Source organism: Microbacterium sp. A20 (assembly GCF_004794515.1).
GTDB lineage: Bacteria > Actinomycetota > Actinomycetes > Actinomycetales > Microbacteriaceae > Microbacterium.
The window spans coordinates 57,942-84,017 of sequence record NZ_SSDF01000085.1; the positions used below are offsets into that span (position 1 = coordinate 57,942).

Below are 26,076 nucleotides of genomic sequence, written 5' to 3' on the forward strand. Positions count from 1 at the left end.
TCGGAGACATCGGCCGCTCCGCGTCTCTGCCCGACGCGGTTCAGTCCGCAGGGACGGCGGATTCGCGGACGACCACCTCGAAGTCGACCAGCACTTCTCGAGGCTCCGCTGGTCGACCGCCGCCGTCGCGGATGCGGGCGAGGAGGAGCTCCACGGCGAGAGCGGCGATCTGCTCCCGGCCGGGATCGATGGTCGACAGGCTCGGGAGCGTGTACTGGGCCTCGTCGATGTCGTCGAAGCCCACCACCGAGACGTCGTCGGGGATGCGGAGACCGGCCTCCTGGAGGGCGCGCATCGCACCCAGCGCGAGGGCGTCGTTGAGCCCGAAGACGGCATCGAACGCGACGCCGTCGTTCAGAAGGTCCCGGATCGCGGCGGCGCCGTTCGATCGATGCCAGAGGGTCGTGTACCGCACCAGCGACGGATCGATCTCGATGCCGGCTGCGGCGAGTGCCTGCTCGTAGCCCTGCGTGCGCAGGGCGGCGGACCCGACATCCTCATCGACGTGCGCGCCGACGAGGGCGATGCGTCGTCGCCCGGCCTTCAGGAGGAGTTCCGTCGCGGCCTGCGCAGCCTCGACGTTGCGCATGGTGACGTGATCGACCGGTCCGCCGAAGATGCGCTCACCGAGCAGCACCACCGGGAAGTCGACCTCGAAGTGATGAGCATCCGCCGGGCCCATGCCGAGCGGGCTGAAGATGAGTCCGTCGGTGAGTTGCATGCGCGGGCTCGTCAGAACGGCGATCTCGCGGTCGCGGTCGGCGCCGGTCTTCTCGATCAAGACCACGAGACCGTGCTTCTCCGCCTCGGCGATGACCGCGTCAGCGAGTTCCCCGAAGTAGCTGAGGCTCAACTCGGGAAGCACCAGCCCGATCACCCCGCTCCGCCCGGAACGCAGCGAGCGTGCCGACAGGTTCGGCTGGTAGTTGAGCTCCTCGATCGCCTCGCGAACGCGGGTTCTCGTCGACTCCTTGACGTGCGGATAGTCGTTGACGACGTTCGAGACCGTCTTTATCGAGACGCCGGCGAGATTCGCCACGTCGTGGAGGGTGGCTGCCATTCGACCTCCCAGACGTCAACACCGTCCTTGATGATACAACGTCGTAAAGCTCTCGACGCTTAGGGATGAGGCTCCTCTTCCCGCGTCGAGAACAGCGTGAAGGAGAGGTCGACGAGGGGCAGAGCGTCGCGCGGAACCACGGCCGTGCACACGACATGCTCGTCGATCCGGAATCCGACGCCGTAGACGAACGGGTCGGTGTCGATCTGCAACGCGGGGTGATCACGTCCGTCGACCTCGACCGAGGTCTCGGATGCCGCGGTGGTCGTGGCGGCCCACGCGTCATCGTCGGCGCGCGGATCCCAGGAGAGGCCGAGCTCTTCGCGGAACTGGTTGCGCAGGATGTGGTTGGTGTGGTCGACGAGCTGCTCAGCGAGGCTGGTCCCCTCGCGGGCAGGCGAGGCATTCCAGGTGGTGCGCACCGCCTCCCACAGCATCGGGTACCGGAACACCTTCACCTGCTCGATCAGCCAGGCCGGTCGTCCCCACGGAGGTTCGTCGTCGAGGGAACGCCTCGTCGCCTCGTCCAGCTCGATCTCATTGCGCGGGTCGGCGTGGTCGTCGGGATACCGCCACAGCGTGTAGCTGAACGCCGCGGAGATCTCTTCGCGCCCGGTTGCGCCGCCGATCTCCGTGAAGCTGGCGATCGGTATGCGCGTGAGCGCCGGTTGCGGCCTGAGCTCGAAGACGGGGAAGGGAAGGCTGCGTACCCGGGCCTCCGACTCGATGCTCGGGTCCGGCGCATCCATCGGGACCACTCCGCTGAACTCCATCGGTCCAGTGTGCCCCGTCGGGCCGCGTCACAACAGGATGTCGTCCGCAGAGTCCAGACTCCGCCATCCCATCTCGCGGGCTCCCCGTCGCTCTCCCACATCCGCTTCCGGCAGCGGTCCGAGGCCGATGCCGGTCAGGGCCGCGATGTCGGCGACCGGCACTTGGAAGGTGCGGAAAGCCCCGAGAGGCGGCACGGCGAGCGCCCCCTCCCGCGTGTCGACGAGCTCGGACTGATCGAGCACGAAGCCGGTGGCGGCGAGCCCCTCGGAACCCTGCCAGGCGGCGATCTTCCAGAACCGCAGCGGGATCCGGATCCCGCGGTAGGGCGGGTCGTCGTCGGCGAGGATCGGCGCGGTGAAGACCGACACCCGCTGATCGGTGGCCTCGGCGTAGGCCAGTACATGGTCTTCGAGGCCGAGCCAGAGTTCCTTCGACTGGTTGAACCCCGCAGCCTGCGGCGCGGCGTTCGGGTAGAAGAAGGTCGCCTCGGTGGCGGCTCGTGCCGCGTCGGCCGACCCCCATCCGGGATCACGGCGGCGCACGAGGTGCCCGCGGTCGAGGTCATTGCGCGCGTATACCTCGGCTCCGGTCTGCTCGGCGGCCGGTACGCGTTCGTCGAGCCGCCAGTCGCCGGTGCGCGGCAGGTCCTGCAGGGACGCGCCGTCGATGTTCACCGCGGTCACTGCGGCGAGCCGCCGCGCGGGATCGAGGAGCACCGTGAAGCGCGGATAGGGAAGCGGGCGCACGGCCTGTGCCGGGCGCGGGAGGGGCACTCGGTCGGCGAGGAATTCCGGGTCGTAGCCGTCGGTCATGTCTCCATCGTGCCCGGTGCCACCGACGCGCGCACAGCTCAGGTCAGTCAGTTCAGCCGACGATCACGTCGAGCGCGACGGTGGGGCACGCCACCCGCGGGAGGTCGGCGAGACCGCTGCCGCGCACCGAGTCGCCGGTCGCCCATCGCGGATCGGTCGACACCACCACCCGCCCGACGCCGTTCGTCAGCGTGACCTCGCTGCCCAGCGCGGCGAACCGGTGGGTCAGGTCCCGCTCGACCGCTGAGACGAGCAGATCGAGTCCGGCGACGCCGATCCGCTGTCCGTCCACATCGGCGGGCACGGCGATCGTGATCGTGTACTCGTCGCTGCAGAGGTAGTCGACGTACGGGCCGGCCACATGCGGCTCGCCGGTGGTCATCGGCACGCGGTACCACTCGAGCGCGCTGTAGTCGATGTTCTCCTTGTTGAGCGACTGCGAGGCGAGCACGAGCTGGCGCCGGTCGTCGCCCTGCCACCACGCCAGGTGACTGTGGGCGTCGGCGAGCAGATCGATCGCCGCGATGAACCCGGCGCCGTAGACGGGCACGCCGCGCAGGTCGAGTGTCTTCAGGGCATGCGGGCGCACCAGGGCATCGATCTTCGAGCGGGTGAGCGGTCCGGTGGCCCTGGCACCGGCGACCTGGGTGGCGAACGGCCCCACCCAGTCGACGAGGGCGCGCACGGGCGCGGAGAAGTAGTCCTCCACGATCGCGGCCGCGGCCTGGGTGGCGGTGTCGGTTGCTGTGTTCATCGCGTCCTCCTGTGCACGTCGATGCGGGTCTTCGGAACTAGCCGTTCGCGGCCTGGAGCCGGATCAGCGCGTCGATGGTCTCGGCGGCCATGAGCTCGGTCCTCGCCCCGGCGGCGTCGGGGTCTCCGGCCTCCACGGCGTCGATGACGGCGGCGAGGTGCGCGGCCTGCCGTCGAAGGTTCTCGGTCTCGTGCGCGACGAGACGCAGGTACGGCGAGAGCTCGGCCTGCAGCTTCATCTGCTCGCGCGTCAGTCGCGCGGACTGGCTGAGGGCGACGATCTCGATCTGCACGTCGTCGAGCAGCCGGCGCTGCGCCTCGGTGTCGAGCTCGTCGATCCGGTCCATCCGGCGGCGCACCCGCTGCGTCTCGCTGGGGTCGGCGCGCCTCGCGGCCAGGCGGACGCACGCACCGGTGATGGCGGCGTAGTGCGCGCCCAGATCGCGCAGGGCGAGGCGCGAGGTGCGCCGCACCGCTTCCCGCGCGAAGGTCAGGGGATCGGCGTGCGCAGCGACGAAGCTGCCGCCGTTGCGCCCCCGTCGGGTCACGACGAGGCCGCGGCCACGCAGCGCGAGCAACGCCTCGCGCACGGTCACCGGAGCGACCCCGAGGCTCTTGCTGAGGTCGGCCTCGGAGGGGAGGCGCTCGCCGGCACGGAGGTGGCCGCGGGTGATCGCGTCGACCAGGCGACGCTCGACGAGCTCGGCCCTGCCCTCGTCGCCGATGGGCTGGAACAGAGCCCCCTGCAGTCGGTGCGGTTGTTCGTGCTCCGCGTCGGGAGAAGGCGCGGCAGGGGCGTGCGTCGGATGCGTCGTCGTGCTCGATGCCATTCTGCGATTCTCCCTTCCGCGCTCACCATACCCAAGAAACTCGCTGTTGACATATTACCTCTGGGTTTATATGTTTTGGGAATCTTCCGAGTTCGACGATGACCGAGGAGCGCGAGATGATCGCCACGGCACCCGCAGCACCCGCACCCTCAGAGGCCGCCCGCCCCGACGGGACGGTGACCCTGAGCGGCGTCACGAAGTCGTTCGGCGAGTTCACCGCCGTCCGCGACCTCGACCTCGAGGTCGCCTCGGGGGAGTTCCTGTCGATGCTCGGGCCCTCCGGCTCGGGCAAGACGACGGTGCTGCGCATGATCGCCGGCTTCGAAGACACCACGTCCGGCAGCATCCGCCTCTCCGGCGTCGACGTGACCAAGACCCCTCCGCACGCCCGTCCGGTCAACACCGTCTTCCAGGACTACGCGCTCTTCCCGCACCTGACCATCGCCGACAACGTCGGCTACGGACTGCGCGTCCGCGGCGAGGGCAAGAGCGCCAGGGCTGCACGGGTGCAGACCTCGCTGGAGCAAGTGCGCCTCGACCACGTCGCCGACCGCCTGCCGCACCAGCTCTCCGGCGGGCAGCGGCAGCGGATCGCGCTGGCCCGCGCCCTCATCCTGCGCCCCCAGGTGCTGCTGCTCGACGAGCCGCTCGGCGCGCTCGACAAGCAACTCCGCGAGCAGATGCAGATCGAGCTCAAGCAGATCCAGCGCGAGGTCGGCATCACCTTCATCTTCGTCACGCACGACCAGGAGGAGGCCCTCACTCTCAGCGACCGCGTCGCGGTGTTCAACGGCGGCCGGATCGAGCAGGTGGGCACTGCACGCGACGTGTACGAGCGCCCGCAGACCGAGTTCGTCGCACGCTTCCTCGGGCTGTCGAACCTCATCGGCGGAGAGCTGGCCGAGAGCCTGACCGGCGACCGACGCACCATGAGCGTGCGGCCCGAGCGCATGCGGCTGACCGGACCGGATGCGGCGCTCGCCGCGGGCGAGGTGTCTCTCACGGGCACGATCAGCGAGGTCGTCTACACCGGCCCCGCCACCCGCTACCTCGTCGCGACCGACGCGGGCCTCGACCTCATCGCCGAGCGCCCGAACGCGCGCCACTCCGCCGACGACGATCTCGGCCGAGGGCACCACGTCCGTGCCGTCTGGTCTCCCGACCACGCGGCTCGGCTTCCCTGAAACACCGAACCCGAAACACCGCAACACACGAACACCCATGCACATACCTGCAGCACCGATCACGAAGGAGCGATCCATGCGTAAGAAGATCCTGGCCACCGCGGCGATGACCGCGGTCGCCGCCCTGGCCCTGTCCGGCTGTTCCACCGGCGGAGAGGAGGCGCCGGCCGAAGGAGGCGGCGGACTCCAGATCGACGTTCCCGACATCGCCATGCAGGAGGAGCTCGGCGACTACGAGGGCGAGGTCAACATCGTCGCCTGGAGTGGCTTCGTCGAGCCCGCCTGGAGCGACGCCTTCACCACCGAGACCGGCTGCGTCGTGAACCGCCGCGTCGCCGGCACCAGCGACGAGATGGTCCAGCTCATGCGCACCGGCGACTACGACCTGGTCTCGGCCTCGGGTGACGCGAGCCTGCGCCTGATCGCGGGCGGCGACGTGCAGCCGCTGAACCTCGAGCTCATCCCGAACTTCGGCGACGACATCGTCGAGGGCATGAAGGGCCAGATCTACGACACCATCAACGGCAAGTCCTACGGCATCCCGATCGGCCGCGGCGCGAACATCCTCCAGTACAACAGCGAGGTCGTCACCGAGGAGCCCACCAGCTGGGACATCGCGTGGGAGAAGGACAGCCCCTACGCGGGCAAGGTCATCGCCTACGACGCCCCGATCTACATCGCCGACGCCGCGGTGTACCTGATGGCGCACGAGCCCGACCTCGGCATCACGAACCCCTACGCGCTCGACCAGGAGCAGCTGGATGCGGCGATCGAGCTGCTCAAGCAGCAGAACGACATCGTCTCCGAGTACTGGTCCGACCCGGCCGCGCAGATCACCTCGTTCGCGGGCGGCACCACGGTGCTCGGCACGTCGTGGGAGGTGCTGCGCAAGCTGACCGAGGACGACAAGTTCAAGAGCGTGCTCCCGGAAGAGGGCTCGACCGGGTGGTCGGACGCCTGGATGATGGCGACCGAGTCGAAGAACCCGAACTGCGCCTACGCGTGGATGGACTACTCGTCCTCGCCGGAGGTGAACGGCGCGATCGCGATGAACTTCGGCATGGCTCCCGCGAACGCCGCCTTCTGCGACACCAGCGACGAGGCGAAGGCGCACTGCGACTACTTCAACGCCACGGACGAGGAGTACTTCAAGGACGTGTGGTTCTGGACGACTCCGATCGAGCAGTGCATCGACGGCCGCACCGAAGTCACCTGCACCAACTTCCAGCAGTGGACGGACGCCTGGCTCTCGGTCAAGGGCTGAGCCGCATCGAGGGGCGGGTCTCCCGGCCCGCCCCTCACCTCCGCAGATCTTCCGCCACCACGAACGGGATCGACATGAAGCGCCGCCTCCGCATCGCCGGGCTCCTCGCTCTTCCGATGACCTGGCTCATCGGGATCTACATCTTCTCGCTGGTCATGCTCCTCGTGACCGCCTTCTGGATCACCGACCCCTTCACCTCGAAAGTGAAGCCCGGATTCACGCTGCGCAACTTCGAGCAGCTCTTCGTCAACCCCGCCTACCTGTCGACGTCTCTACGCACCCTCGGGATCGCGCTGGCCGTGACGGTGCTCGCGGTGCTCATCTCCGTGCCTCTCGGCATCTTCATGGCGAAGGTCGCGTCGCCCTGGCTGCGGGCGCTGCTCGCGGTTTCGATCACTCTGCCGCTGTGGGCCGGATACCTGGTCAAGGTGCTCGCGATGCGGATCACGTTCACGGAGCAGGGCTTCGCGAACTGGCTGCTCGCGCCGTTCGGGCTCTCCGGCCCCGGCTTCAGCATCCTGACCGTCGTGCTGACCCTCACGTACCTGTGGCTGCCGTACATGGCGGTGCCCGTCTACACCGCGATCCGCCAGGTGCCGCCCAACCTCTTCGACGCCTCCGCCGATCTCGGTGCGGGGTCGTGGCGCACGATCATCTCGGTCGTGCTCCCGCTCATCAAACCGGCCCTGATCGCCGGATCGGTCTTCACGTTCTCGCTGAGCCTCGGCGACTACCTCGTCGCCCGGTTCGTCGGCGGCGACACGCAGATGATCGGCAGCGTGATCGCGTCGAACATCAACCTGAACCCGCCGCTGGCGGCCGCGTACTCGCTGGTCCCCATCGCGTTCGTCGTCGTCTACCTGGTGAGCGTTCAGCGCACCGGTGCCCTGGAAAGGATGTGAGTCGCGCATGCTGAGACTGTCCCGCACCTCCAAGATCGTGCTCGGCGTCATCGTCGCGATCGTGCTCGCGTTCATGTACATCCCGCTCGCGCTCGTCGTGCTCAACTCGTTCAACTCCGCCCGCATCGTGAGCTGGCCGGTCGCCGGGTTCTCGCTCGAATGGTGGGGCAAGGCGTTCACGAGCGAACCCGTGCGCGCAGCTCTGCTGAACTCGGTGCTCGTCGCCTCCGGGGCGACGGTGATCGCGGTGATCCTCGGAACGCTCGTGGCCTTCGCGCTCCAGCGGTACTCGTTCTTCGGCCAGCGCGCCGTGAACCTCCTCGTGGTGCTGCCGATCGCCCTGCCGGGCATCGTCACCGGTGTCGCGCTCAACAACACCTACAACCAGCTGCTCGAGCCCATCGGCATCCAGGTCGGCTTCTACGGCATGATCATCGCGCACGGCACCTTCTGCATCGTCATGGTGTTCAACAACGTGCTCGCCCGGCTGCGACGGATGAACCCCGGCATCGAAGAGGCGTCGAAGGATCTCGGGGCGAGCCCGTGGCAGACGTTCGTGTTGGTGACCCTCCCGCAGTTCCGCAGCGCTCTCATCGCCGGCGCCATCCTCGCCTTCGCCCTCAGCTTCGACGAGGTGTACGTCACGATCTTCACCGCTCCTCCCGGCGTCGACACCCTGCCGCTGTGGATCATGAACCAGATGGCGCGGCCCAACGAGGCCAACGTCGTCAACGTCGTCGCGACGGTCGTCATCGTCGCGTCCTTCATCCCGGTGTGGATCTCACAGCGGCTCGGGAAGGAGGTCGACGAGCGCCACTGACGCGGGCGCGGGCGTCGCCGGATGCGGTGCTCGCTCCGATCTGGGGGACTGCAGGGGGCTGCAGTCAGGCACACAGCAGTTTTCGGTCTTCCACGATCAAAGGAGTTCGTTGATGGAAAAGCGCATGAGCGACGTCGTCTTCTCACGGCGTGCATTGCTGGGCGGGATGCTCGGAGCGGGTGCGATCATGCTCGTCGGGTGCGGGCCGGATGAGGCATCGCCCTCGCCTTCCGCGGGGAGCGGAGGAGGGTCCTACGACGTCATCGTCATCGGGGCTGGTTCCGCCGGAATGGCGGCCGCGCGGGAGCTGATGGACGCCGGCAAGAAGGTGATCGTGCTCGAGGCGCGCGACCGCGTGGGCGGGCGCATGTGGACCGACCGCACGCTGATGAGCATCCCGCACGAGCGGGGCGCATCGCTGTGTCACGGCGGCCCGGACACCGAGACCTGGGCCTGGGCGCAGAAGCTCGGGATCGAGGGGCGGAAGTTCGAGAACAAGTTCTCCCGCTACAGCCCGAGCACGCCGTGGGTCGGCTGGGACACCCCCGACTTCTACGCCTTCCCCGAGGGCACGCCCGCGCTCGCGGTGCCGTTACCCGAGCCGACGGAGAAGGAGTCGGCGCTGCAGTACCTGGAACGTCTCGGTATCGCGCCGACGAACTACCCGCTCGCGCTGCTGGGCATCCAGGTCGACACCGAGCAGTTCGCCGTCTACCCGGCCTACGGGGTGGTCGACACGCTGACCGCCTGCCTGACGGTGTCGAAGACCGGGGTGATCGAGCCCGACGGCTACGCCGGTGATTACAAGCTGCTCGCCCCGTACGTCGACATCCTGAACGCCGTGGGGGAAGGCGTGGAGGTGCGGTTGGAGACGCCGATCGAGACGATCGACTACTCCGGATCCGGAGTGAGCGTGCAGGCGGGATCCGAGACGTTCGAGGCGGATGCCTGCGTCGTCACGGTGCCCATCGGGGTGCTTCAGAAGCGGTCGATCACGTTCTCGCCGCCGCTGGAAGACGACCGGATGGCGGCCATCTACGCCGTGAAGCAGACCGTCGCGTACAAGACCATCCTCGAGTTCGACCACCCGGTGCGCCCGGAGAGCTTCGACATGGTCAACCAGCATGACGAGGGTCCGTGCCAGTTCTGGGACGAGTCCACCGGGATGCCCGGCTACGACGGCCAGCTCATCGTGGCCTGGGACACCGGGGATCGCGCGCGGGAGCTGCTCGCGCTGCCGGAGAAGGAGCGGTTCGATGCGGCGCTCGCCGGAGTGCGCAAGCTCGCCGGCGACCAGGGGCTGAACTACGTGAACGCGTCGAACTACGACTGGCGAAACGACGAGTTCGCCCTCGGTGCGTACGCCACGGGGGAGCGCGACGAGGACACGATCTACCGCCCGTCGAAGGACACGCTGTTCTGGGCGGGTGCGATCAAGAGCTCGGTCGCGAGCGCGCACTCCAGTGGGCTCGAAGCGGCGCAGGCGGTACTGGTCGCGTCGTAGCGGCGAGGGAGGAGAAGCGGGGCCGCCCACGCCGGTCCCGCTTCTCCATCGAACGCACGACTTTGACATAGGTCAAAATCTCGAATAGCGTCGAGCCATGGCTCAGGCACCCGATCGCGACGTCGTCTCCGACCGCATCACCGGTTCCACCGCCGCCGAGATCTCCGAGAGCGTGCGCGATCTCGTGGAGCGCGGCGAGATCGCCCCGGGCGATCATCTTCCCTCGGTGCGAGCGCTCGCGACGCGGCTCGGCGTCAACCGCAACACGGTGCTCGCTGCCTACCGTTCGCTGGTCACGGCGCGCATCGCGATCACGGGCGGTCGCACCGGCACGACGGTGCTCGGTCCCGCGCAGAACCCTGACGAGGGCTTCACCGCGGGGACGGTGCTCCGCGACATCGGCAGCGGCAATCCCGATGCCGCGCACCTTCCTGACCTCGCCGCCGCCTTCGCCGGTGTAGAGCCCGCGCACGTGCTCTACGGGGAATCCGTGATCGACCCCGCCCTGGCCGAATGGGCTACGGAGTGGATCGCCGCAGACCACCCTCGCCCGTTCCGTCTGTCGATCACCGCCGGGGCCGTGGACGCCGTCGAGCGCCTGCTCGCCCAGAGCCTGGTCCAGGGCGACCGCATCGGCCTCGAAGACCCGTGCTTCCTCTCCAGCATCCACACCGCACGCCTCGCCGGATACGCGCCCGTCGCGATCCCCGTCGACCGCGAGGGCATGACGGTCGAGGGGCTGCGCACCGCCCTGGAGAGCGGGGCCCGCGCGATCGTCTGCACGCCGCGCGCGCACAACCCGACCGGGGTCGGCATCACCGCGACGCGGGCGATGGCTCTTCGCGAGGTGCTCGCCGACCACCCGCACGTCCTGATCATCGAAGACGATCACTTCTCCCTGCTCTCCACGACGCCGTACTCGAGCATCATCGCGCCGACGCACGAGCGGTGGGCGCTGGTGCGCTCGGTGTCGAAGTTCCTCGGACCCGACATGCGCCTCGCCGTCACGGCATCCGATCCGGTCACCGCGAACCGGCTGGCCCTGCGGCTCAGCCCTGGCACGATGTGGGTGAGCCATGTGATGCAGCGGCTCGCCGCCGGGATGCTGCGCGATGCCGCCACGCAGAGTTCGATCGCGGAAGCCGGCGCACACTACGCGGCACGCAACCGCGCGTTCGTCGCGCTGCTGGCCGCACGAGGAGTGCGCGCGCAGAGCGACGACGGACTCAACGTCTGGGTCGACGTCGAGGGCGATACCGCCGAGGCCGCCCGTCTTCTGGCGGTGCGGGGCTGGCTGGTCCGCTCCGGTGCGGAGTTCGCGCTCGATCCGGAGAGCTCGCCCGGCGGCTCGCGCCTGCGTCTGACCGTGCACGACCTCGACGACGCCGATGCACAGCGTCTCGTCGACGACCTCGCCACCGTCATCGCCGGCGTGCGGGCCGAGGCATGACCGCGGGCAGTATGGCGAGCGCGACGCACCGCATCGGACGCTCCTCTCGTCTCGAAGGCGTGCTGTACGACCTGCGCGGACCCGTGGCCGCGCGAGCAGCCGAGCTCGAGCGGAGTGGCGAGTCCATCCTCCGGCTCGACATCGGCAACCCGGCCCCCTTCGGGTTCGAGGCTCCGGCAGCGATCGTCGAGGCGCTGCGCTCCGCGCTCCCGCACGCGCACGGGTACTCGGAATCGGCTGGTCTGCCCGAGACGCGCGAGGCCATCGCCGCGCACTACGCCCACCGCCGCGGCTTCCCCGCTCTCTCGATCGACGACATCACGGTCGGCAACGGCGTCTCCGAGCTGGTCGGGCTGACGCTGCAGGCGCTGCTCGAACCGGGCGACGAGGTGCTGATCCCGAGCCCGGACTATCCGCTGTGGACCGCATCGACCGTGCTCTCCGGAGGGCGGGCGGTGCACTATCCCTGCGTCGAGTCCGAGGGCTGGATTCCGGATGTCGCGGCCATGGAGTCGCTGATCGGCCCGAGCACCGCGGCGATCGTCATCATCAACCCGAACAACCCGACCGGAGCGGTGTACGGGCGCGAAGTGCTCGAGCAGATCGCCGAGCTCGCCCGGCGTCACGGACTGCTGCTGCTCTCCGACGAGATCTACGACCGTGTCGTCTATCCGGGCTTCGTGCATCACTCCACTGCGCAGGTCGCGCCGGACGTGCCCTGCGTCACGTTCGCCGGGCTGTCCAAGACCCATCGTGTCGCCGGCTGCCGTGCCGCCTGGATGACGACCACGGGGTTCGACGCCGACGACCCGTTCCTCTCGGGCGTCCGACTGCTGGCATCCATGCGGATGTGCGCGTCGGTGCCCGCGCAGCATGCGATCACGGCGGCTCTGACGCAGGATGAGTCGCTCGGCGCACTGGTCGCTCCCGATGGCCGGCTCACGCGGCAACGGGATGCGGCGCTCGATGCGTTCAACGTGATTCCGGGTGTCCGCGCCCAGGCCGCGGGTGGCGGGCTGTATCTCTTCCCGCGCCTCGATCCGGAGCTGCACCGCATCGACGACGACGAGCGACTGGTCCTCGACCTCCTCGATGCGGAGCGCATCCTCCTCGTGCACGGAAGGGCGTTCAACCTGCGCACCCCCGATCACCTCCGGATCGCCTTCCTCCCCGAGACCGACGTGCTCACCGATGCGCTCCGGCGCTTCGGTGCCTTCCTGAGCGGGTATTCGCCGCCGGGGAGCTGAGCGCCTCCGACCCGGTGGAGTGACCGAGTGGCCAGGTCGCGGTCCGCAAGACCGTGCACGCAGGTTCGATTCCTGCCTCCACCTCAGACCGGGCTCGAGAGAGCCGACGCCGACGAAGGGCATCCCTCATGGACGACGCTTTCATCCCCGCAGCCAAACCGCTCATCGGCGACGAGGAGGTGGCGGCCGTCGAGCGAGTTCTGCGCAGCGGGATGCTCGCGCAGGGCCCGGAGGTCGCCGCGTTCGAGGCGGAGTTCGCGGAGCAGTTCCTGCAGGGGCGCACTGCCGTCGCGGTCAACTCGGGCACGAGCGGGCAGCTGCTGGGCCTGATCGCTTCGGGGGTGGGCCCGGGAGACGAGGTGATCGTGCCCTCGTTCACGTTCGCCGCGGTGGCGAACTCCGTCGTCCTCGCGGGTGCGACCCCGGTGTTCGTCGACATCGAGCCGGTGCACTTCACCCTCGATCCGGCGCGGGTGCGCGCGGCGATCACCCCGCGGACGAAGGGCATCATGCCGGTGCATCTGTACGGGCACCCGTTCCTCGTCGACGAGATCGAAGCCGTGGCGGCCGAGCACGGTCTGGCGATCTACGAGGATGCGGCGCAGGCGCACGGCGCGGCCTGGCGCGGTCGTCCGGCCGGCACCATCGGCGCGTTCGGGATGTTCAGCCTGTATCCGACCAAGAACATGACGGCCATCGAAGGCGGCATCGTCGCGTGCGCGGACGAGGACATCGCCCGCACCGTGCGGCTGCTGCGCAACCAGGGGATGGAGACGCAGTACGCGAACGAGATCGTCGGGTACAACAACCGGATGAGCGAGGTGCATGCGGCCGTGGGGCGCGTGCAGCTGCGCAAGGTGGGGGAGTGGACCCGGCAGCGGCAGCGGAACGCGGCAGTGCTGGATGCGGCGCTCGCCGGCATCGACGGGCTCACGATCCCGCGGGTCGCCGACGGCGTCGAGCACGTGTATCACCAGTACACGGTGCGCATCGCCGACGGTGAGCGCGACCGCGTGCGAGATGCCCTGCGCGACGAGCACGCGGTCGGAGCGGGCGTCTACTACCCGATCCCCAACCACCGGCTGCCCTCGCTGCAGCGGTACGCCCCGGAGGCCGACCTGCCCGAGACCGAGCGGGCCGCGCAGGAGGTGCTCTCGATCCCGGTGCACCCGTCGCTCACGCCCGACGACCTCGGCCGGATCGTCAGCGGCCTCGAGGTTGTGATGTCGGCCGGCGGATGACCGCCGGGCCTCCGCTGCGGGGTCAGGCGGCCAGGGCGAGCCACGCGCGCGGCGAACGGCCGATGCGCTGGGCGAAGACCCGCGAGAACGCCGAGGCGCTGGCGTAGCCGAGCTCGGCGGCGACGGTGCTGACCGACATCCCGGCGCGGAGCTGCTCCTGTGCGACGGTCAGCCGCCAGTCGGTGAGGTGGTCTCCCGGCGATCGCCCGAGGACGTCCTTGAAGCGTGCGGCGAATGCGCTGCGCGACATGTTCGACCGGCGGGCCAGCGACTCCAGGTTCCAGGGGTCGCCGGGTGCCTCGTGCATGGCGACCAGTGCCGGGGCGAGGCGTTCGTCCGCAAGGCCGGGAAGCAGGCCGGGCGGGAGATCGAGTCGACCGCTGTTGTCGAGCATCCACCGCAGCAGCTGGATCAGGACCACCTCGAACATGCGGTCGGCGACGAGCGGGCGTCCGCAGCGGACGTTGTCGACCTCGGAGAACAGCAGATCGAGCGCCGGGGCGAGGGCGGCGACCTCGTCGAGGGGCAGGACGATCGTCGAGGGGAGCGTGCGCACGAGCGGATGAGTGGCACCGCCGTCGAAGTCCAGCGTCGCGCAGGCGAAGTCCGATTCGTCGGTCGGCGCGTTGAGGAAGGTGTGATCGAGCGGGCGGGGGAAGAACAGCAGGCTGGGTCGCGTGATGAGCTCGCGCTCGGTGCTGCCGTCGGGGCGGCGGTGCGTCACCTCCATCTCGCCGCGACGCAGCACGTGCAGGTAGCCATGGCCGCTGCTCGCGGGGAAGACCGTCGTGCCGCACAGGGGGCCGGAGTGAAACAGGCGCGTGCGCACGCGGAACCGCTCGAGCAGCGCAGTGAGGCGGTCGACGGAGGGCATACCTCCAGTATCTGGACGATCCGTCATGAATGCAAGACGTTCTGGTGCGCATCGTCCGACGGTACCCGGAAGACTCGAGGTGAGGCCGATCGGCCTCACTCGGCTAACGAAGGAGCATCACATGCCCAACGTCTCACTCATCGAACGCGAAGCGGCCACCGGTCCCGTCAAGGAGCAGCTCGACCAGATCCATGGTGCCTTCGGCACCGTGCCGGCGATGTTCCGCGCCGTCGCCAACTCCCCGGCTGCCCTGACGAGCATGTGGAGCGCATTCGGTGCGTACGGGGGCGGCACCCTCGGTGCGGCGCTCGGCGAGCAGATCGCCGTGGCGGTCGCCGACCGCAATTCGTGCGACTACTGCCTCGCCGCGCACACCGCGCTCGGCAAGAAGGCCGGCCTGACGCGCGAGACGCTCGCCGCAGCACAGCTCGGCGAGTCCGACGATCCGCGCACCGCGGCGCTGCTCGCGTTCGCGCTGAAGCTCGTCGACGCCCGCGGTCAGGTGTCTGCGGCCGATGTCGACGCGGTCCGCGCGCAGGGGTGGAACGACGAGCAGATCGTCGAGACCATCGGTCAGGTGGCGCTGAACCTGTTCACGAACTACGTGAACATCGCCCTCGACGTCCCGGTGGACTTCCCGAGCGTGGCACTGCGCCGCGCGAGCTGAAACGCCGCAGAGAAAGGGCCGGGTCCGTGAGGTCCCGGCCCTTCGTCGTGCCTGCCTAGCCCGCGTCGGTGGAGCGTGCCCGGCCTTCGACGTCGTCCAGCCAGGCGCCGATCGCGGTGCGAGCAGCGGCCTCGAGCCGCGGACCGTGGTTCCTGGCCTGCTCGCGTATCGTGCGCGGGTCGATGCCGTGGTGATGCAGTTCGTGCGCGTGTCCGATGAGCCAGTTCCCGATCGTGCGATGGTCGGCCTCGAGGTGGAACTGCAGTGCGAGCACGGCGTCGGTGCAGAACGCCTGGTTCGGGAAGTCCGGAGTGCGAGCCAGATGGCGGGCGCCGTCGGGAATGGTGAAGGCATCGCCGTGCCAGTGCAGGACGGGAAGTCCGTCGAGGGGGCGGAGGGGGGAGTCGTGCCCTTCCTTGGTGAGCTGGAGCGGGGCATAGCCGATCTCCACCGCACCCGTCGGACGCACCTCGGCGCCCATCTCCTCGGCGATCAGCTGTGCACCCAGGCAGATGCCCAGCAGTGCCCGGCCCTGGCGCAGCCGGTGGGCGATCGCCTCCTTCGACGCGTGCAGGAACGGATAGGTCGCGGTGTCGTACCCCCCGATCGGGCCACCCAGCACGATGAGCAGGTCGGCATCGTCGACGCGCTCGATGTCGATCGCCTGCGTGCCGAGGTCGACGTACTCCACGTGATAGCCGCGCTCGATCAGCAGCGGTTCGAGGATGCCCAGATCTTCGAAGTGCACGTGCCGGAATGCGAGGGCGAGGCGTGGCGGCGATGCGGGGGTGGTCATGAATCGGAGTCTCTCGGAGAAAGGGAGGCGAAGGTGTGGGATGGTAATTTTGACCTATGCCAAAATTACCACATGTCACCCGCGCTGGATCGTGGCAGTTCACGGATGCGGGGCTGCTCTTCGACTGCGACGGCGTGCTGGTGGATTCTGCGGCCGCTGCCGCCCCGGCGTGGGCGGAGTGGGCGCGCAGCTACGCGCCGTCCTTCGACTTCCTGCGGGACGCAGAGCACGGCATGCGTCCGAGCGAGGTGGTCGCCGCTCTCGTGGGTCGGCGGGCTGCGGATGCGGCGACGGCGCATCTCGTCGCCCTCGAGATCGAAGCGGCCGTGCACACGACCGAGATCGCCGGTGCCGCGCGGATCGTCGGCTCCCTGCCCTCGGGAGCGTGGGCGGTCGTCACGAGCAGTAACCGCGCTGTCGCGACGGCGCGGCTGCGGAGCGCGAGAGTGCCCGAGCCGACGATCCTCGTCGCCGCGGAAGATGTCGAGCGCGGCAAGCCTGAACCCGACCCCTACCTCCTCGGCGCGCGCCGCCTCGGGCGCAGCCCCGAGGAATGCGTCGTGTTCGAAGACTCGGTGCCCGGCATCCGGTCCGCACGGGCGGCTGGTGCCGGAGTGGTGATCGGCATCGGGGCCGCGTCGGCGGGAGGTAACCCCGATCTGGTGATCGGCGACCTTCGCGATGTGCGGTGGCGTGATGGGGTCCTGGCCGTGGATGTGGAGGGCGTCCGCGACTGAGGCGCGTCGACCGGTGAGTCTGCGCGCATCCTCGATCGACCGGCGGCCGTGTTACGCTTTGGCCTATGTCAAAAACAGAACGATCGGATGGGGTCGAGGATCGATACCCCACGGCGTTCACCGTCGACGATTTCCACCACAACATCGCGGATGTTCGGGCGCGTATCGACGAGGCGGCGCGCCGAGCCTGGCGGCGCCCGGAAGAGGTCACGCTGCTTCCCGTGAGCAAGACCGTCCCCACCGAGCGCGTCAGGGTCGCCATCGAGTCGGGCATGCGACTGCTCGGAGAGAACAAGGTCCAGGAGGCGGTGCGCAAGCACGGCGAGACGACCGACCTCGACGTGTCGTGGTCGATCATCGGGCACCTGCAGACCAACAAGGCCAGAGACGTCGCCGCTTTCGCCTCGGAGTTCCAGGCGCTCGACCGACTGCGCGTCGCCGAAGCGCTCGACCGACGTCTGCAGGCGGCCGGACGCAGTCTCGACGTCTTCGTGCAGGTGAACACCTCGGCCGAGGACTCCAAGTTCGGGATGCCTCCGGAGGAGCTGCCCCCGTTCCTCGAGGCGCTGCCCTCGTACCAGAGCCTTCGCGTGCGCGGACTCATGACGCTCGCCATCCTGACGCCCGACGACCAACGGGTGCGGGAGTGCTTCTCGCTCCTGCGCACGCTGCGAGACCAGGCCAGAGACGACGCCCCCGACCTCATCGGCGCCGGCGAGCTGTCGATGGGCATGTCCGGCGACTACGAGATCGCCGTCGAGGAGGGGGCGACCTGCGTGCGCGTCGGACAGGCGATCTTCGGCGCCCGCGCCCTGCCGGACAGCTACTACTGGCCCGAGGCCTGAGACCGCGTGCGGCGGTGCGGCCGCGTTCAGTCGTCGGTCCGGAAGCCTGCCGCCTTGTGGGTGCCGTCGCAGAACGGCTTCACCGCCGACAGCCCGCAACGACACAGGGCCATGGTGCGGCGATGCGGCTCGATCGTCTCCCCGTCGGCCGTGTACAGCTCGACGGCCCCGCGCACGAGCAGCGGTCCGTCCGGATACGGCGTGATCGACGCCGGCTCGCTGCGGGCGCTCATGACGCCACCCGCGGTCGGAGGGAAGAGGTGCCGGCCGACCAGGACTCCAGGATGTGCTCGCCGCTCCAGCCGTCCACGGTCAGGCAGGCCACCGCGCCGAACAGGATGTCCGGCAGCATCTCGGGGTGGTCCTCGGCGAGACTCCCGGCGAGGTCGCGTGCGGCGATCTGCTCGTGCACCGCATCCGCCTCGACGTGCTCTTCGAAGTAGGCCGCCACATCCGGATCGAAGCCCAGCCGGTGCAGGCCGTCCGCATACAGGCGGCAGGGGATCGACGAGGTCATCTCGTAGGCGGCCAGGTGCCCGATGATCGAGCCGACGAGACGGCGATTGAGCCCGAACAGCGACATCATGTTGTGAGACGCGAGGGTGATCGCCGGGACATCATCGACGTACGCGCCGTAGGTCGCGTCGAGACCCGCGGCACGCATCGCGCGCGCGAACAGCTCGGCGTGCACGCGCTGCGGACGACCTCCGCCGTACTCGTCCGACTGGATCTCGACGAGCGCGGCCTTGGCGCGTCCCTCCAACCGGGGGATGGCCCACGAGTGCGGATCCGCCTCACGCAGCGTGTAGACCGAGCGCAGGATGAGCGTCTCCTCCGCCTGCTCCCTGGTGGCCTTCTTCGCCATGTGCCGCGCGACGCTCGGACCCGTGTCGGCGGCGGCCAGTGCGAACAGAGCGCGCCCGACGGCATCGACGGTCGGCTCGGGGGATTCCGGCATCGGCACCCTCGCGCGCAGCGTGCTCTCGAACGCCTCCTCGAGCACGCGCCGGGTGGCGAGGAGGGCGGGATCCCACTCCAGGTCGGCGTCGAGCTGCGGGAGAGACCCGTAGGCCGAGGCGTAGAGGACGAAGAGCGCGAGCTGGATGTCGTCATCGCGCACGATGTCGGCGCTCGCGGCGACGGCGGCGCTCGCGAGGGCCGTGTGGTCGGAGTTGTCGTCGACCGTGAGGCGGGAGATGATGGCGCGGCTCAGCGGTCCGCGGTCGGTGAAGGGGAGGGTGGTGGTGAGGGCCGAGGCAGCGGCGGATGCGGACATGATTCTGACTCCGATCGGTGCGGTCATCAGCATCCTCGCGCGGAAGCGCGGAGCGGATATAGGGACTTGACTCGGGCGCTCGCTCAGGGCATGCGGGGGGTCGGCTACCGCCGCACTCCGTCATCGCGGTATGGCCTCAGAGAATCCAATACCTGTGCGCAATGGTCCATGGACTGAAGTCCGTGCGGCGCCGATCCTGGATTCATGTTCACCTCCAACGGATACACCCTCGACGAATCTGCCGCGCGGATGGGCTGGATGGAGCCCGTCCCGGACGCGATCCGCGGCGACAAGGACGCGCTGTGGGAGAGACTGCGTCGCGACGGCTACCTGTTCCTGCCGCAGCAGCTCGACCCCACCCTGGTGCAGGAGTTCCGCGAGTACTACTTCACGGCGATGGCCGACACCGGGATCATCGCTGCGGACTCCGATCCCGCCGTCGGTGTCGGCGCTCAGGGCGAGATCGACCGGGCGAAGATCCGCTCCGCTCTGTTCGACGACATCGTTCCCGGCGAGCGCTACGCGGCGCTCACCGGCCACCCCGATGTACGCGGGTGGTTCGAGTGGTTCCTCGGCGAGGACGTGCACCTGCACAAGCGCAAGATCATCCGCCACATCCGTCCGGGGGAGTCCGGGATCGGCACCGCGACGCAGGCTCACTACGACCTCGTGTATCTGCGTGAGGGAAGTGAGCGCGTGCTGTCGATGTGGATCCCACTCGGCGACTGCCCGGTCGAGCAGGGCGGCCTCGCCTACCTGGAGGGCAGCCACCACTGGGCCCTCGCCGACGAGCGCGAGCGAGGCGACAAGCCCCCGGCCGCATCGATCACGGCCGATCTTCCGGGCCTCGCCGAGAAGCACGACGCCCGGTGGCTCCTGGCGAACTACCGGGCGGGCGACGTGATGGTCCACTCTTCGTACGTCGTGCATGCCAGCACCGACAACGTCGATCCGCTCGACCGCATCCGGCTGTCCACCGACATCCGCTACCAGCGTGCGTCCGAGCCGATCGACTGGCGGTGGCAGGAGCACTGGCACGAGGACGACGGATTGTGAACGACGTGTTCGACCTCGGGAACTCCGCCCCCGACTGGGACGCCGAGAACCGCTCCGCCCGGAGCGCCGTCGACATCGGCGGCTGGCTCTACGACTGGAGCGAGTATGCGACCAGCGCCGAGCCGGTCAAGGGATGGTCGCATCACGGCGTCGTGGTCGGCCCCGGCGGTGAGGGGCTCGTGGTGGCTTCGCCCGATGGTCACGCGCTCGTGCGACTTCGCGGAGGACGAGGGTCGCGCACCGCCGACCTTCCCGTGACGGAGTGCCATGGCATGAGCGTGGACGCGTTCGGTTCGGCGTACGCCATCTGGATCGCGGACAACGGTACGAAGTTCGACCACCGCGAGCGAGGCGAACACCTCGACATCGATCGACCGGGCCAGGTCGTGCGGGTCGATGTCTCGGGCCGGGTGCAGCAGGTCATCGACGACAGGGGGCTCGACGACGGCTCCCGCGGGTGGCGTCCGACGGGTGTGACGAGCGAGTCGGAGAAGGACGGAGGACGCATCTGGGTCGCCGACGGCTACGGCCGCAGCCGCGTGCACTGCTTCTCCCGAGAGGGCGAACCGCTGTGGACGACCGATGGCGGCGACAGCGGTCTGGCTCTCGCCTCGCCGCACGCGATCATCCTCGACACGCGTCGACCCGTGCCCGAGCTGCTGGTGGCGGACCGGAACAACAGGCGGATCGTCGTGCTCGACACGGATGGCCGGTTCCTCCGCGCCTATGGCGAAGGCGAGCTGACGAGCCCTTCGGGGTTCGCGTTCGACGGGGACTGGGTGTGGGTCACCGAGCTGCACGGCGCGATCGTGGCCTTCGGGTCGGATGAGACGGTCGCCGCCAGGTTGGGCGACACCGACGGAGTGGACGCGCCGGGCTGGCCGAACACGATCGTCGGCGAGGAGGTGGAGCGCTCCGCCCTCACCCCGGGGGTCTTCCGGAGCCCGCACGGCATCGCGGTCGACGACGCAGGGACGATCGCGATATCGGAGTGGGTGATCGGCGGGCGCGTCATCGTGCTCACCCCGCGCTGATCCGCCGTCGCCGTCAGCGGCAGGTCTCGAAGACGTGGTCGTCGTCGGACGGGGTGACCAGGTCGCGGTCGCGGAGCACCATCGACGCCGGGGAGTCGTCGTCCGCGCACATCTCGGCGAACGGGCGGGGGAGCTCGTCGGCGTACTCGATGTCGATGACGTGCTCGCCGTAGACGGCCGCGTAGGCGCCGCACTCGACGTAGACCGCGCACTCCTCGGTCACGGCGAAGTCGAAACCGGCCTGCTTATGCAGCACAGCCGCATCTTCGGCGGCATTCTTCTGTCCGGCCGCGAGTCCGGCCGCATGGGCGGCGTCGACGAATGCGGCGGCCAGAGCCAGGTTGTCGTCGAGCGAGAGGGTCCCGTCCGACCGCGAGTACGAGTCGAGGTTGTCGAACTCGACCGCATCGAAACCGTCATCCGCGCATCCCTCGATCCAGGGGATCACCGTGGCGGCGATCCGGTCACGGCGTTCGGCGCTCGATGTGTCGAGCAGCGCCTCGTCGGGCCAATCCGGGTCGAAGACCACCTCGCCGTCGCGCTGGAGCAGGAGGTCGCGGGGCCAGGAGTCGAGTTCGGCGGGCTGCGTCTGGAAGCCGTTGACGTAGCAGATGGAGTACACGCCTTCGGCCGGTTCCGCGCTCCGATCCCGGCCGACGATCCCGACCTCGGGCGCCGGTTCGTAGGCGCCGCCGAGCTGATAGTCGGGGGTCGCTCCGGCCGGCGGAAGGTCGTAGGACGCGGCGGGTGCGGGCGATTCGCCGGCGCCGGATGGATCGGAGGGCGTCGCGCATCCGCCGAGCCCCGATGCCAGGATCGCGACGGCGAGCAGTGTCCCCGCACGGCGCGTGCGCGTGGTCATGCTCACTGCGGGGCGCCGGAGGCGGCGACGTCGGCCGCTGCCGGCTCGGAAGGGTTGCGGCGGATGCCGATCCACGACACCACTCCGCCCACGACGAGCAACGCGGCGGTCACCCAGGCGGCGCTGTGGAATCCGTCGAGGTCGAGCGTGCCGCCGACGATGGTCGAGAGCATGGCCACGACGAGCAGACCGGCGACGCGGGAGACGGCGTTGTTCACCGCCGAGGCGATGCCGGAGTGGTTCTCGTCGATCGCGCCGAGGATGGCTGCGGTCAGCGGCGCCACGGTGAGCGAGAGGCCGAGGCCCATCACGATCATCGCGGGCAGCACCTGCCACCAGTAGTCGAAGTCGGCCGCGACGAGCAGCAGCATGAGTGCACCGACCGCCATGATCAGCGGGCCGACCGTCATGAAGATCCGCGGCCCCCACCGGCCGGCCCACTGCCCGGCGCGCGAGGAGAGGAGGATCATCAGGATGGTCATCGGCAGGCTCGCGAGCCCGGCGGCCGTGGCGCTCAGCCCCGCGCCCTGCTGCAGGTACACGCCGACCACGAACCCGTTGAGCGACAGGGCGGCGTACACGAAGAGGGTGGCGAGGTTGCCCCAGCCGAAGTCGCGCACCCGGAACAGCCACAGCGGCATGAGCGGCGCGGTCGAGTGCTGCTGGCGCCACAGGAACAGGGCGAACAGGGCAGCGCCGACGACCGCGGGGATCCAGATCGCCGGCGACTGCCACCCCATGTTGGGCTGCTCGATCAGGGCGAACACGACGGCGCCGAGGCTGACCGCGCACAGGGCACCGCTCCACCAGTCGACTTTGATGCCGCGCGGGTGCTCCGGCAGCTTGAGACGGGCGAGGAGCAGCAGGGTGATGCCGATGGGGATCACGTTGATGAGGAAGACGAAGCGCCAGGAGAGGTAGTCGACGAACAGGCCGCCGAGCAGCGGGCCCACCAGTTGCGCCGCGGTGGTGAACGCGGTCCACACGCCGATCGCCCTGGACTGCACGTCGGCGCGCATGGTCGCGGTGATGAGTGCGAGCGAACTCGGCACCAGCAGCGCGCCGGCCGCACCCTGTGCAGCGCGGGCGATGATCAGCATCAGCGGGTCGAAGGCTGCGGCCACGGCGATCGATGCCACGCCGAACGCGATCAGGCCGATGCGCATCACGAGCACGCGCCCGTAGGCGTCGGAGACCGAGCCGGCGAGCAGGATCAGCGCGCTCAGCGTGATCAGGTACGCATCGACCACCCACTGCTGAGTGGTGATGCCGCCGCCGAGTTCACGGCTGATCGCGGGCAGGGCGACGTTCACGACGGTGCCGTCGAGGAACGTCACGAACGATGCGAGCACGGCGATCGAGATGACGAGCCGCTGGAGAGGGGCGAAGGAGGCCACAGGCCGACATTACTCCCGGCGGGGGACAGTGGGGCGACGGCGGTCAGGATGCCGGTGTCGGTTCGGGCTCCTGTCGTTCCTCCTGGGCGTCGAGTCGCGGTGCAGGCGGTGCAGGCGGTGCAGGAATGGGTGCGGGTGCTCCGGCGCGGAGGAGGCGCGCGAGCCCGGCCGTCCCGTCCTGCGCGACGCTGCGGCGCTGCCGGCTCGCCCCGGTGCCGGCGCTGCGCAGCCGAGCGAGACCATCGCGGACCCGCTCCTCGTCGCCGAGTCGACGAAGCGCGGGGGCGATCACGGCCTGCATGCGCTCGGCGACGGTGCGCGCATCGTCGACCTCGCCGGTGGTCGGGTCGATCACGCGGGCATCCATGCCGCGACGAGCGGCGGTCCACAGCGACGCATCGATCACATCCGCACCGATCATGGCCGGAGGCTGGTCATCCGTCAGCACGATCGCGCGACTGAGCAGCGCGGCGAGCACCGATTCCTCCGGAGTCAGTTGCGCATCGAAGACCCGCACCTCGACCGTCGGGTAGCGGTCCGAGATCCGCACCGCCCAGGCGAGCGACGCGGCATCGGCGATGGCATGGAGGTCGATGAGTCGCTGCACCCCCGCGCGGTAGTCGGTGAGATCGCGGAAGTGCGGCGGGCTCCACGATGCGGGCAGCCGACGGATCTGGATGCTGCGCCAGCTGGCGAAACCCGTGTCACGGCCCTCCACGAACGGGCTGTTCCCGGTGAGGGCGAGCAGCACCGGCAGCCAGCCGCGCACCCGGTCGAGTGCGCGCACGCGCTCCTCCTCATCCAGGACCTCGACGTGCACGTGGAGCCCGTTGACCTCATGATCGCGGCTCAGATGGCCGAGCTGCTCGGCGACCACGTCGTAGTGCGGGGAGGGGGAGATCGTCGAAGAGCGCGTCGTCGCGAAGGGCGTCCCGGACGAGGCCGCGATCGCGTGCTGCTCCTGGGCGTGCCACCCGATCAGCTCCCGCAGGTGACGCAGCTGCGCCGCGGCATCCGCTCCGGTCGACACGGGCTCGGTGAGGCATTCGATCTGCGAGGTCAGATACTCCGTCGTGACCTCGCCGCCCGTGCGGAGCCGGGTGATGCGCTCGCGCGTGCCGGCGGCCAGAGCCACGGGCGCCAGCGAGTGCTCGTCGAGGAAGAGGAACTCCTCCTCGACGCCGAAGCGGGTCATCCCCGGCCTCAGTGATTCCTGAGGGCGGAGATCAGCTCGGACTTCCGCTTGCCGCTGTAGCCGGTCAGGCCAAGCTCCTTCGCCCGCTTGCGCAGCTCCGGGACGGTCCAGTCGTCGTAGTCACCGTGCTCTCCGCCCCGGCGCCCGACGGCGCTGCGCCCTTCCTTGGCGGCGGCATTCGAGATCCGTGCGGCCTTCTCCTTCGAAGCCCCGTCGCCCCTGAGCTCTTCGTACAGCTCGGGGTCCTTCAGCGAATTGTTCCGTCGTCCTGGCATGTGCTCTTTCCTTTCGCGCACTCGGAGGGTGGAAGTCAACCCCCTCTGGGAGATGGCTCGTGGAGGCTAGCGTGGGGTCACCGCAGTCGGGCGTTCGCGCCCCGAAAGAAGGGAAAGACCGATGAACATCCTCCTGATCATCGTCATCGTCGTCGCAGTGATCCTCGCGATCACCGGAGGACTGGTGCAGTCGCTCCAGTTCCTCCTGTGGGTCGGACTCGTCCTCCTCGCGATCGCTGTGATCGCCTGGTTGATCCGAGCGATCAGCGGCAGCCGCAAGGTCTGACCGAGGTCTGATCCCGAAGAGGTGGGGCCCGCCCGATGGCGGGCCCCACCTCTTTTCAGTTTCCGGGGATTCTCGTCCTACTTCTTGTCGAACGCGTCGCGCACGCTGTCGCCGGTCTTCTGAGCCGCGTCCTTGACGTTCTCGCCGGCCTGCTTGGTCGACGCCTTCACCTGGTCCGCCTGACCCTCGGTCTCGAGTCGCTCGTTGTCGGTGAGCTTGCCGACGCCTTCCTTGACCTTTCCGGCGGCCTTCTCGGCGGCGTTCTTGATGTCATCTGCAGCACTCATGCTTGCTCCTCTCATGGGGCGGATTCGATTGATCCCGACACTTCCACGCGGGCGCGGAACGGGCCACGGGATTGACAATCAGCGCGGGTCATGTCAGCGCTCCGCCCCATCGACGCGGGCCCGGCGAGGGGCTAGCCTGGCGCCAGGCGGGTGGTCCTGCCCGCGGACCTCGAAGGAAGCGGTGAGCGATGGACTCGATGATGATGGGCGCCATGTCGAAGAACATGGAGTCGATGCCCGACATGGGGATGATGGACATGTCCGTCATGCAGGCGTGCATGGATGCGTGCGCCGCCTGCGAGCAGGCCTGCACGGTGTGCTCGACGCAGATGATGGACTGTTCGCCGGCGTGCATGAACTGCGCCGACATGGCAAACACCATGATGCGCTCGATGATGCGGATGCAGGGCATGACCCCGGCCGCGATGATGGCGATGCTCAACGCGTGCATCGCGATGTGCCAGGTCTGCATGGACCAGTGCATGCGGCACGCCGACGACAGCGACGTGTGCCGCATGTGCGCTCAGGCATCCCAGGCGTGCATGGATGCCTGCATGGCCATGAAGGACATGATGATGGCGAGCGCCTGAGCGGCGGTCGCTCTTCACGGCCCGGCGGTCACGGGTCGGGTCAGACGGTGACGGGTCG

General features: G+C 69.1%; 29 protein-coding genes and 1 tRNA gene. 16 read left to right on the forward strand and 14 right to left on the reverse strand.

Annotated features, from left to right (window positions below):
• Nucleotides 1–40 precede the first annotated feature (40 nt).
• From DW298_RS14270 to DW298_RS14290, 5 genes are read right to left on the reverse strand one after another with little or no spacing between them, the layout of a single operon-like run.
• Entirely contained in the window at nucleotides 41–1,060 is a 1,020-nt protein-coding gene (locus tag DW298_RS14270) for a LacI family DNA-binding transcriptional regulator (RefSeq protein WP_136043128.1), read from the reverse strand.
• Nucleotides 1,061–1,119: 59 nt separating this feature from the next.
• Nucleotides 1,120–1,833, reverse strand: a complete 714-nt coding sequence (locus DW298_RS14275; RefSeq protein WP_136043129.1) for a hypothetical protein — start codon at nucleotides 1,831–1,833, stop codon at nucleotides 1,120–1,122.
• A 27-nt stretch (nucleotides 1,834–1,860) separates the two neighbouring features.
• Nucleotides 1,861–2,646, reverse strand: a complete 786-nt coding sequence (locus DW298_RS14280; protein WP_136043130.1) for a DNA/RNA non-specific endonuclease — start codon at nucleotides 2,644–2,646, stop codon at nucleotides 1,861–1,863.
• A 52-nt stretch (nucleotides 2,647–2,698) separates the two neighbouring features.
• The gene (locus DW298_RS14285) at nucleotides 2,699–3,400 is read right to left on the reverse strand and encodes a cache domain-containing protein (RefSeq protein WP_136043131.1); all 702 of its coding nucleotides are present in this window, start codon (nucleotides 3,398–3,400) and stop codon (nucleotides 2,699–2,701) included.
• 37 nt (nucleotides 3,401–3,437) lie between these two features.
• Entirely contained in the window at nucleotides 3,438–4,229 is a 792-nt protein-coding gene (locus DW298_RS14290; RefSeq protein WP_136043132.1) for a GntR family transcriptional regulator, read from the reverse strand.
• Between the two features lie 116 nt (nucleotides 4,230–4,345).
• Between DW298_RS14290 and DW298_RS14295 the strand changes: the two genes are divergently transcribed.
• The 9 genes from DW298_RS14295 to DW298_RS14335 all read left to right on the forward strand — a co-directional run bounded on the left by DW298_RS14295 (nucleotide 4,346) and on the right by DW298_RS14335 (nucleotide 13,841).
• Entirely contained in the window at nucleotides 4,346–5,413 is a 1,068-nt protein-coding gene (locus DW298_RS14295) for an ABC transporter ATP-binding protein (RefSeq protein ID WP_136043201.1), read from the forward strand.
• 76 nt (nucleotides 5,414–5,489) lie between these two features.
• On the forward strand, nucleotides 5,490–6,677 hold the full coding sequence (locus DW298_RS14300) for an extracellular solute-binding protein (RefSeq protein WP_136043133.1): 1,188 nt from the start codon (nucleotides 5,490–5,492) through the stop codon (nucleotides 6,675–6,677).
• A 74-nt stretch (nucleotides 6,678–6,751) separates the two neighbouring features.
• Complete coding sequence (locus DW298_RS14305; protein WP_136043134.1) at nucleotides 6,752–7,579, forward strand: ABC transporter permease; 828 nt, start codon at nucleotides 6,752–6,754, stop codon at nucleotides 7,577–7,579.
• Nucleotides 7,580–7,586: 7 nt separating this feature from the next.
• Nucleotides 7,587–8,399, forward strand: a complete 813-nt coding sequence (locus DW298_RS14310) for an ABC transporter permease (protein ID WP_136043135.1) — start codon at nucleotides 7,587–7,589, stop codon at nucleotides 8,397–8,399.
• 124 nt (nucleotides 8,400–8,523) lie between these two features.
• Nucleotides 8,524–9,903, forward strand: coding sequence for an NAD(P)/FAD-dependent oxidoreductase (locus tag DW298_RS14315; protein WP_205820380.1), 1,380 nt, complete (start codon nucleotides 8,524–8,526; stop codon nucleotides 9,901–9,903).
• Between the two features lie 97 nt (nucleotides 9,904–10,000).
• The gene (locus tag DW298_RS14320) at nucleotides 10,001–11,353 is read left to right on the forward strand and encodes an aminotransferase class I/II-fold pyridoxal phosphate-dependent enzyme (RefSeq protein ID WP_136043137.1); all 1,353 of its coding nucleotides are present in this window, start codon (nucleotides 10,001–10,003) and stop codon (nucleotides 11,351–11,353) included.
• Nucleotides 11,350–12,600, forward strand: a complete 1,251-nt coding sequence (locus DW298_RS14325) for an aminotransferase class I/II-fold pyridoxal phosphate-dependent enzyme (protein ID WP_240745142.1) — start codon at nucleotides 11,350–11,352, stop codon at nucleotides 12,598–12,600. The genes DW298_RS14320 and DW298_RS14325 overlap by 4 nt, the downstream gene beginning before the upstream one ends.
• A gap of 13 nt (nucleotides 12,601–12,613) precedes the next feature.
• Nucleotides 12,614–12,684 (forward strand) — tRNA-Cys (locus DW298_RS14330).
• A gap of 44 nt (nucleotides 12,685–12,728) precedes the next feature.
• Entirely contained in the window at nucleotides 12,729–13,841 is a 1,113-nt protein-coding gene (locus DW298_RS14335) for a DegT/DnrJ/EryC1/StrS family aminotransferase (RefSeq protein WP_136043138.1), read from the forward strand.
• 22 nt (nucleotides 13,842–13,863) lie between these two features.
• On the opposite strand, the gene DW298_RS14340 is transcribed toward DW298_RS14335, so the two are convergent.
• Nucleotides 13,864–14,715, reverse strand: coding sequence for an AraC family transcriptional regulator (locus DW298_RS14340; RefSeq protein WP_136043139.1), 852 nt, complete (start codon nucleotides 14,713–14,715; stop codon nucleotides 13,864–13,866).
• A gap of 121 nt (nucleotides 14,716–14,836) precedes the next feature.
• Between DW298_RS14340 and DW298_RS14345 the strand changes: the two genes are divergently transcribed.
• Nucleotides 14,837–15,382 (forward strand): peroxidase-related enzyme, encoded by a 546-nt coding sequence (locus tag DW298_RS14345; RefSeq protein ID WP_136043140.1) that lies wholly within the window; start codon nucleotides 14,837–14,839, stop codon nucleotides 15,380–15,382.
• A 55-nt stretch (nucleotides 15,383–15,437) separates the two neighbouring features.
• Here the strand turns inward: DW298_RS14345 and DW298_RS14350 are convergent, their stop codons facing one another.
• Nucleotides 15,438–16,178 (reverse strand): glutamine amidotransferase, encoded by a 741-nt coding sequence (locus tag DW298_RS14350; protein WP_136043141.1) that lies wholly within the window; start codon nucleotides 16,176–16,178, stop codon nucleotides 15,438–15,440.
• A 56-nt stretch (nucleotides 16,179–16,234) separates the two neighbouring features.
• Between DW298_RS14350 and DW298_RS14355 the strand changes: the two genes are divergently transcribed.
• Complete coding sequence (locus DW298_RS14355; RefSeq protein WP_136043142.1) at nucleotides 16,235–16,915, forward strand: HAD-IA family hydrolase; 681 nt, start codon at nucleotides 16,235–16,237, stop codon at nucleotides 16,913–16,915.
• Between the two features lie 65 nt (nucleotides 16,916–16,980).
• Nucleotides 16,981–17,760 carry a YggS family pyridoxal phosphate-dependent enzyme gene (locus DW298_RS14360; RefSeq protein ID WP_136043143.1) on the forward strand — a complete coding sequence of 260 codons (780 nt, stop codon included), beginning with the start codon at nucleotides 16,981–16,983 and terminating at the stop codon, nucleotides 17,758–17,760.
• Between the two features lie 26 nt (nucleotides 17,761–17,786).
• Here the strand turns inward: DW298_RS14360 and DW298_RS14365 are convergent, their stop codons facing one another.
• Both DW298_RS14365 and DW298_RS14370 read right to left on the reverse strand, forming a co-directional pair.
• The gene (locus DW298_RS14365; RefSeq protein ID WP_136043144.1) at nucleotides 17,787–17,993 is read right to left on the reverse strand and encodes a CDGSH iron-sulfur domain-containing protein; all 207 of its coding nucleotides are present in this window, start codon (nucleotides 17,991–17,993) and stop codon (nucleotides 17,787–17,789) included.
• Nucleotides 17,990–19,063, reverse strand: coding sequence for an iron-containing redox enzyme family protein (locus tag DW298_RS14370; protein WP_240745143.1), 1,074 nt, complete (start codon nucleotides 19,061–19,063; stop codon nucleotides 17,990–17,992). Before DW298_RS14370 ends, DW298_RS14365 begins: the two co-directional genes overlap by 4 nt.
• A gap of 177 nt (nucleotides 19,064–19,240) precedes the next feature.
• On the opposite strand from DW298_RS14370, the gene DW298_RS14375 reads away from it, so the two are divergent.
• On the forward strand, nucleotides 19,241–20,092 hold the full coding sequence (locus DW298_RS14375; RefSeq protein ID WP_136043145.1) for a phytanoyl-CoA dioxygenase family protein: 852 nt from the start codon (nucleotides 19,241–19,243) through the stop codon (nucleotides 20,090–20,092).
• A complete protein-coding gene (locus DW298_RS14380) occupies nucleotides 20,089–21,126 on the forward strand; it encodes a hypothetical protein (RefSeq protein ID WP_136043146.1) in 1,038 nt (345 codons plus the stop codon). The genes DW298_RS14375 and DW298_RS14380 overlap by 4 nt, the downstream gene beginning before the upstream one ends.
• A gap of 13 nt (nucleotides 21,127–21,139) precedes the next feature.
• Here DW298_RS14380 and DW298_RS14385 read toward each other — a convergent pair whose 3' ends face one another.
• The 4 genes from DW298_RS14385 to DW298_RS14400 are packed head-to-tail and all read right to left on the reverse strand — an operon-like array spanning nucleotide 21,140 to nucleotide 24,855.
• Nucleotides 21,140–21,988, reverse strand: coding sequence for an endo alpha-1,4 polygalactosaminidase (locus DW298_RS14385; protein ID WP_136043147.1), 849 nt, complete (start codon nucleotides 21,986–21,988; stop codon nucleotides 21,140–21,142).
• Between the two features lie 2 nt (nucleotides 21,989–21,990).
• Nucleotides 21,991–23,385 (reverse strand): MFS transporter, encoded by a 1,395-nt coding sequence (locus DW298_RS14390; RefSeq protein ID WP_136043148.1) that lies wholly within the window; start codon nucleotides 23,383–23,385, stop codon nucleotides 21,991–21,993.
• Between the two features lie 43 nt (nucleotides 23,386–23,428).
• Nucleotides 23,429–24,580, reverse strand: coding sequence for a YbdK family carboxylate-amine ligase (locus DW298_RS14395; RefSeq protein ID WP_136043149.1), 1,152 nt, complete (start codon nucleotides 24,578–24,580; stop codon nucleotides 23,429–23,431).
• 8 nt (nucleotides 24,581–24,588) lie between these two features.
• The gene (locus tag DW298_RS14400; protein ID WP_136043150.1) at nucleotides 24,589–24,855 is read right to left on the reverse strand and encodes a Rho termination factor N-terminal domain-containing protein; all 267 of its coding nucleotides are present in this window, start codon (nucleotides 24,853–24,855) and stop codon (nucleotides 24,589–24,591) included.
• Nucleotides 24,856–24,976: 121 nt separating this feature from the next.
• Between DW298_RS14400 and DW298_RS19390 the strand changes: the two genes are divergently transcribed.
• Nucleotides 24,977–25,141, forward strand: a complete 165-nt coding sequence (locus tag DW298_RS19390) for a hypothetical protein (protein WP_017201713.1) — start codon at nucleotides 24,977–24,979, stop codon at nucleotides 25,139–25,141.
• A gap of 77 nt (nucleotides 25,142–25,218) precedes the next feature.
• Here DW298_RS19390 and DW298_RS14405 read toward each other — a convergent pair whose 3' ends face one another.
• Nucleotides 25,219–25,428 (reverse strand): CsbD family protein, encoded by a 210-nt coding sequence (locus DW298_RS14405; RefSeq protein WP_136043151.1) that lies wholly within the window; start codon nucleotides 25,426–25,428, stop codon nucleotides 25,219–25,221.
• Nucleotides 25,429–25,616: 188 nt separating this feature from the next.
• Between DW298_RS14405 and DW298_RS14410 the strand changes: the two genes are divergently transcribed.
• Nucleotides 25,617–26,018 (forward strand): hypothetical protein, encoded by a 402-nt coding sequence (locus tag DW298_RS14410; RefSeq protein WP_136043152.1) that lies wholly within the window; start codon nucleotides 25,617–25,619, stop codon nucleotides 26,016–26,018.
• Nucleotides 26,019–26,076: the final 58 nt, after the last annotated feature.

Excerpts from the sequence above, each read along its gene's own strand:
- DW298_RS14270 (WP_136043128.1), bottom strand. The coding sequence starts at position 1,060 with ATGGCAGCCACCCTCCACGACGTGGCGAATCTCGCCGGCGTCTCGATA.
- DW298_RS14275 (WP_136043129.1), bottom strand. The coding sequence starts at position 1,833 with ATGGAGTTCAGCGGAGTGGTCCCGATGGATGCGCCGGACCCGAGCATC.
- DW298_RS14280 (WP_136043130.1), bottom strand. The coding sequence starts at position 2,646 with ATGACCGACGGCTACGACCCGGAATTCCTCGCCGACCGAGTGCCCCTC.
- DW298_RS14285 (WP_136043131.1), bottom strand. The coding sequence starts at position 3,400 with ATGAACACAGCAACCGACACCGCCACCCAGGCCGCGGCCGCGATCGTG.
- DW298_RS14290 (WP_136043132.1), bottom strand. The coding sequence starts at position 4,229 with ATGGCATCGAGCACGACGACGCATCCGACGCACGCCCCTGCCGCGCCT.
- DW298_RS14295 (WP_136043201.1), top strand. The coding sequence starts at position 4,346 with ATGATCGCCACGGCACCCGCAGCACCCGCACCCTCAGAGGCCGCCCGC.
- DW298_RS14300 (WP_136043133.1), top strand. The coding sequence starts at position 5,490 with ATGCGTAAGAAGATCCTGGCCACCGCGGCGATGACCGCGGTCGCCGCC.
- DW298_RS14305 (WP_136043134.1), top strand. The coding sequence starts at position 6,752 with ATGAAGCGCCGCCTCCGCATCGCCGGGCTCCTCGCTCTTCCGATGACC.
- DW298_RS14310 (WP_136043135.1), top strand. The coding sequence starts at position 7,587 with ATGCTGAGACTGTCCCGCACCTCCAAGATCGTGCTCGGCGTCATCGTC.
- DW298_RS14315 (WP_205820380.1), top strand. The coding sequence starts at position 8,524 with ATGAGCGACGTCGTCTTCTCACGGCGTGCATTGCTGGGCGGGATGCTC.
- DW298_RS14320 (WP_136043137.1), top strand. The coding sequence starts at position 10,001 with ATGGCTCAGGCACCCGATCGCGACGTCGTCTCCGACCGCATCACCGGT.
- DW298_RS14325 (WP_240745142.1), top strand. The coding sequence starts at position 11,350 with ATGACCGCGGGCAGTATGGCGAGCGCGACGCACCGCATCGGACGCTCC.
- DW298_RS14335 (WP_136043138.1), top strand. The coding sequence starts at position 12,729 with ATGGACGACGCTTTCATCCCCGCAGCCAAACCGCTCATCGGCGACGAG.
- DW298_RS14340 (WP_136043139.1), bottom strand. The coding sequence starts at position 14,715 with ATGCCCTCCGTCGACCGCCTCACTGCGCTGCTCGAGCGGTTCCGCGTG.
- DW298_RS14345 (WP_136043140.1), top strand. The coding sequence starts at position 14,837 with ATGCCCAACGTCTCACTCATCGAACGCGAAGCGGCCACCGGTCCCGTC.
- DW298_RS14350 (WP_136043141.1), bottom strand. The coding sequence starts at position 16,178 with ATGACCACCCCCGCATCGCCGCCACGCCTCGCCCTCGCATTCCGGCAC.
- DW298_RS14355 (WP_136043142.1), top strand. The coding sequence starts at position 16,235 with ATGCCAAAATTACCACATGTCACCCGCGCTGGATCGTGGCAGTTCACG.
- DW298_RS14360 (WP_136043143.1), top strand. The coding sequence starts at position 16,981 with ATGTCAAAAACAGAACGATCGGATGGGGTCGAGGATCGATACCCCACG.
- DW298_RS14365 (WP_136043144.1), bottom strand. The coding sequence starts at position 17,993 with ATGAGCGCCCGCAGCGAGCCGGCGTCGATCACGCCGTATCCGGACGGA.
- DW298_RS14370 (WP_240745143.1), bottom strand. The coding sequence starts at position 19,063 with ATGACCGCACCGATCGGAGTCAGAATCATGTCCGCATCCGCCGCTGCC.
- DW298_RS14375 (WP_136043145.1), top strand. The coding sequence starts at position 19,241 with ATGTTCACCTCCAACGGATACACCCTCGACGAATCTGCCGCGCGGATG.
- DW298_RS14385 (WP_136043147.1), bottom strand. The coding sequence starts at position 21,988 with ATGACCACGCGCACGCGCCGTGCGGGGACACTGCTCGCCGTCGCGATC.
- DW298_RS14395 (WP_136043149.1), bottom strand. The coding sequence starts at position 24,580 with ATGACCCGCTTCGGCGTCGAGGAGGAGTTCCTCTTCCTCGACGAGCAC.
- DW298_RS14400 (WP_136043150.1), bottom strand. The coding sequence starts at position 24,855 with ATGCCAGGACGACGGAACAATTCGCTGAAGGACCCCGAGCTGTACGAA.
- DW298_RS19390 (WP_017201713.1), top strand. The coding sequence starts at position 24,977 with ATGAACATCCTCCTGATCATCGTCATCGTCGTCGCAGTGATCCTCGCG.
- DW298_RS14405 (WP_136043151.1), bottom strand. The coding sequence starts at position 25,428 with ATGAGTGCTGCAGATGACATCAAGAACGCCGCCGAGAAGGCCGCCGGA.
- DW298_RS14410 (WP_136043152.1), top strand. The coding sequence starts at position 25,617 with ATGGACTCGATGATGATGGGCGCCATGTCGAAGAACATGGAGTCGATG.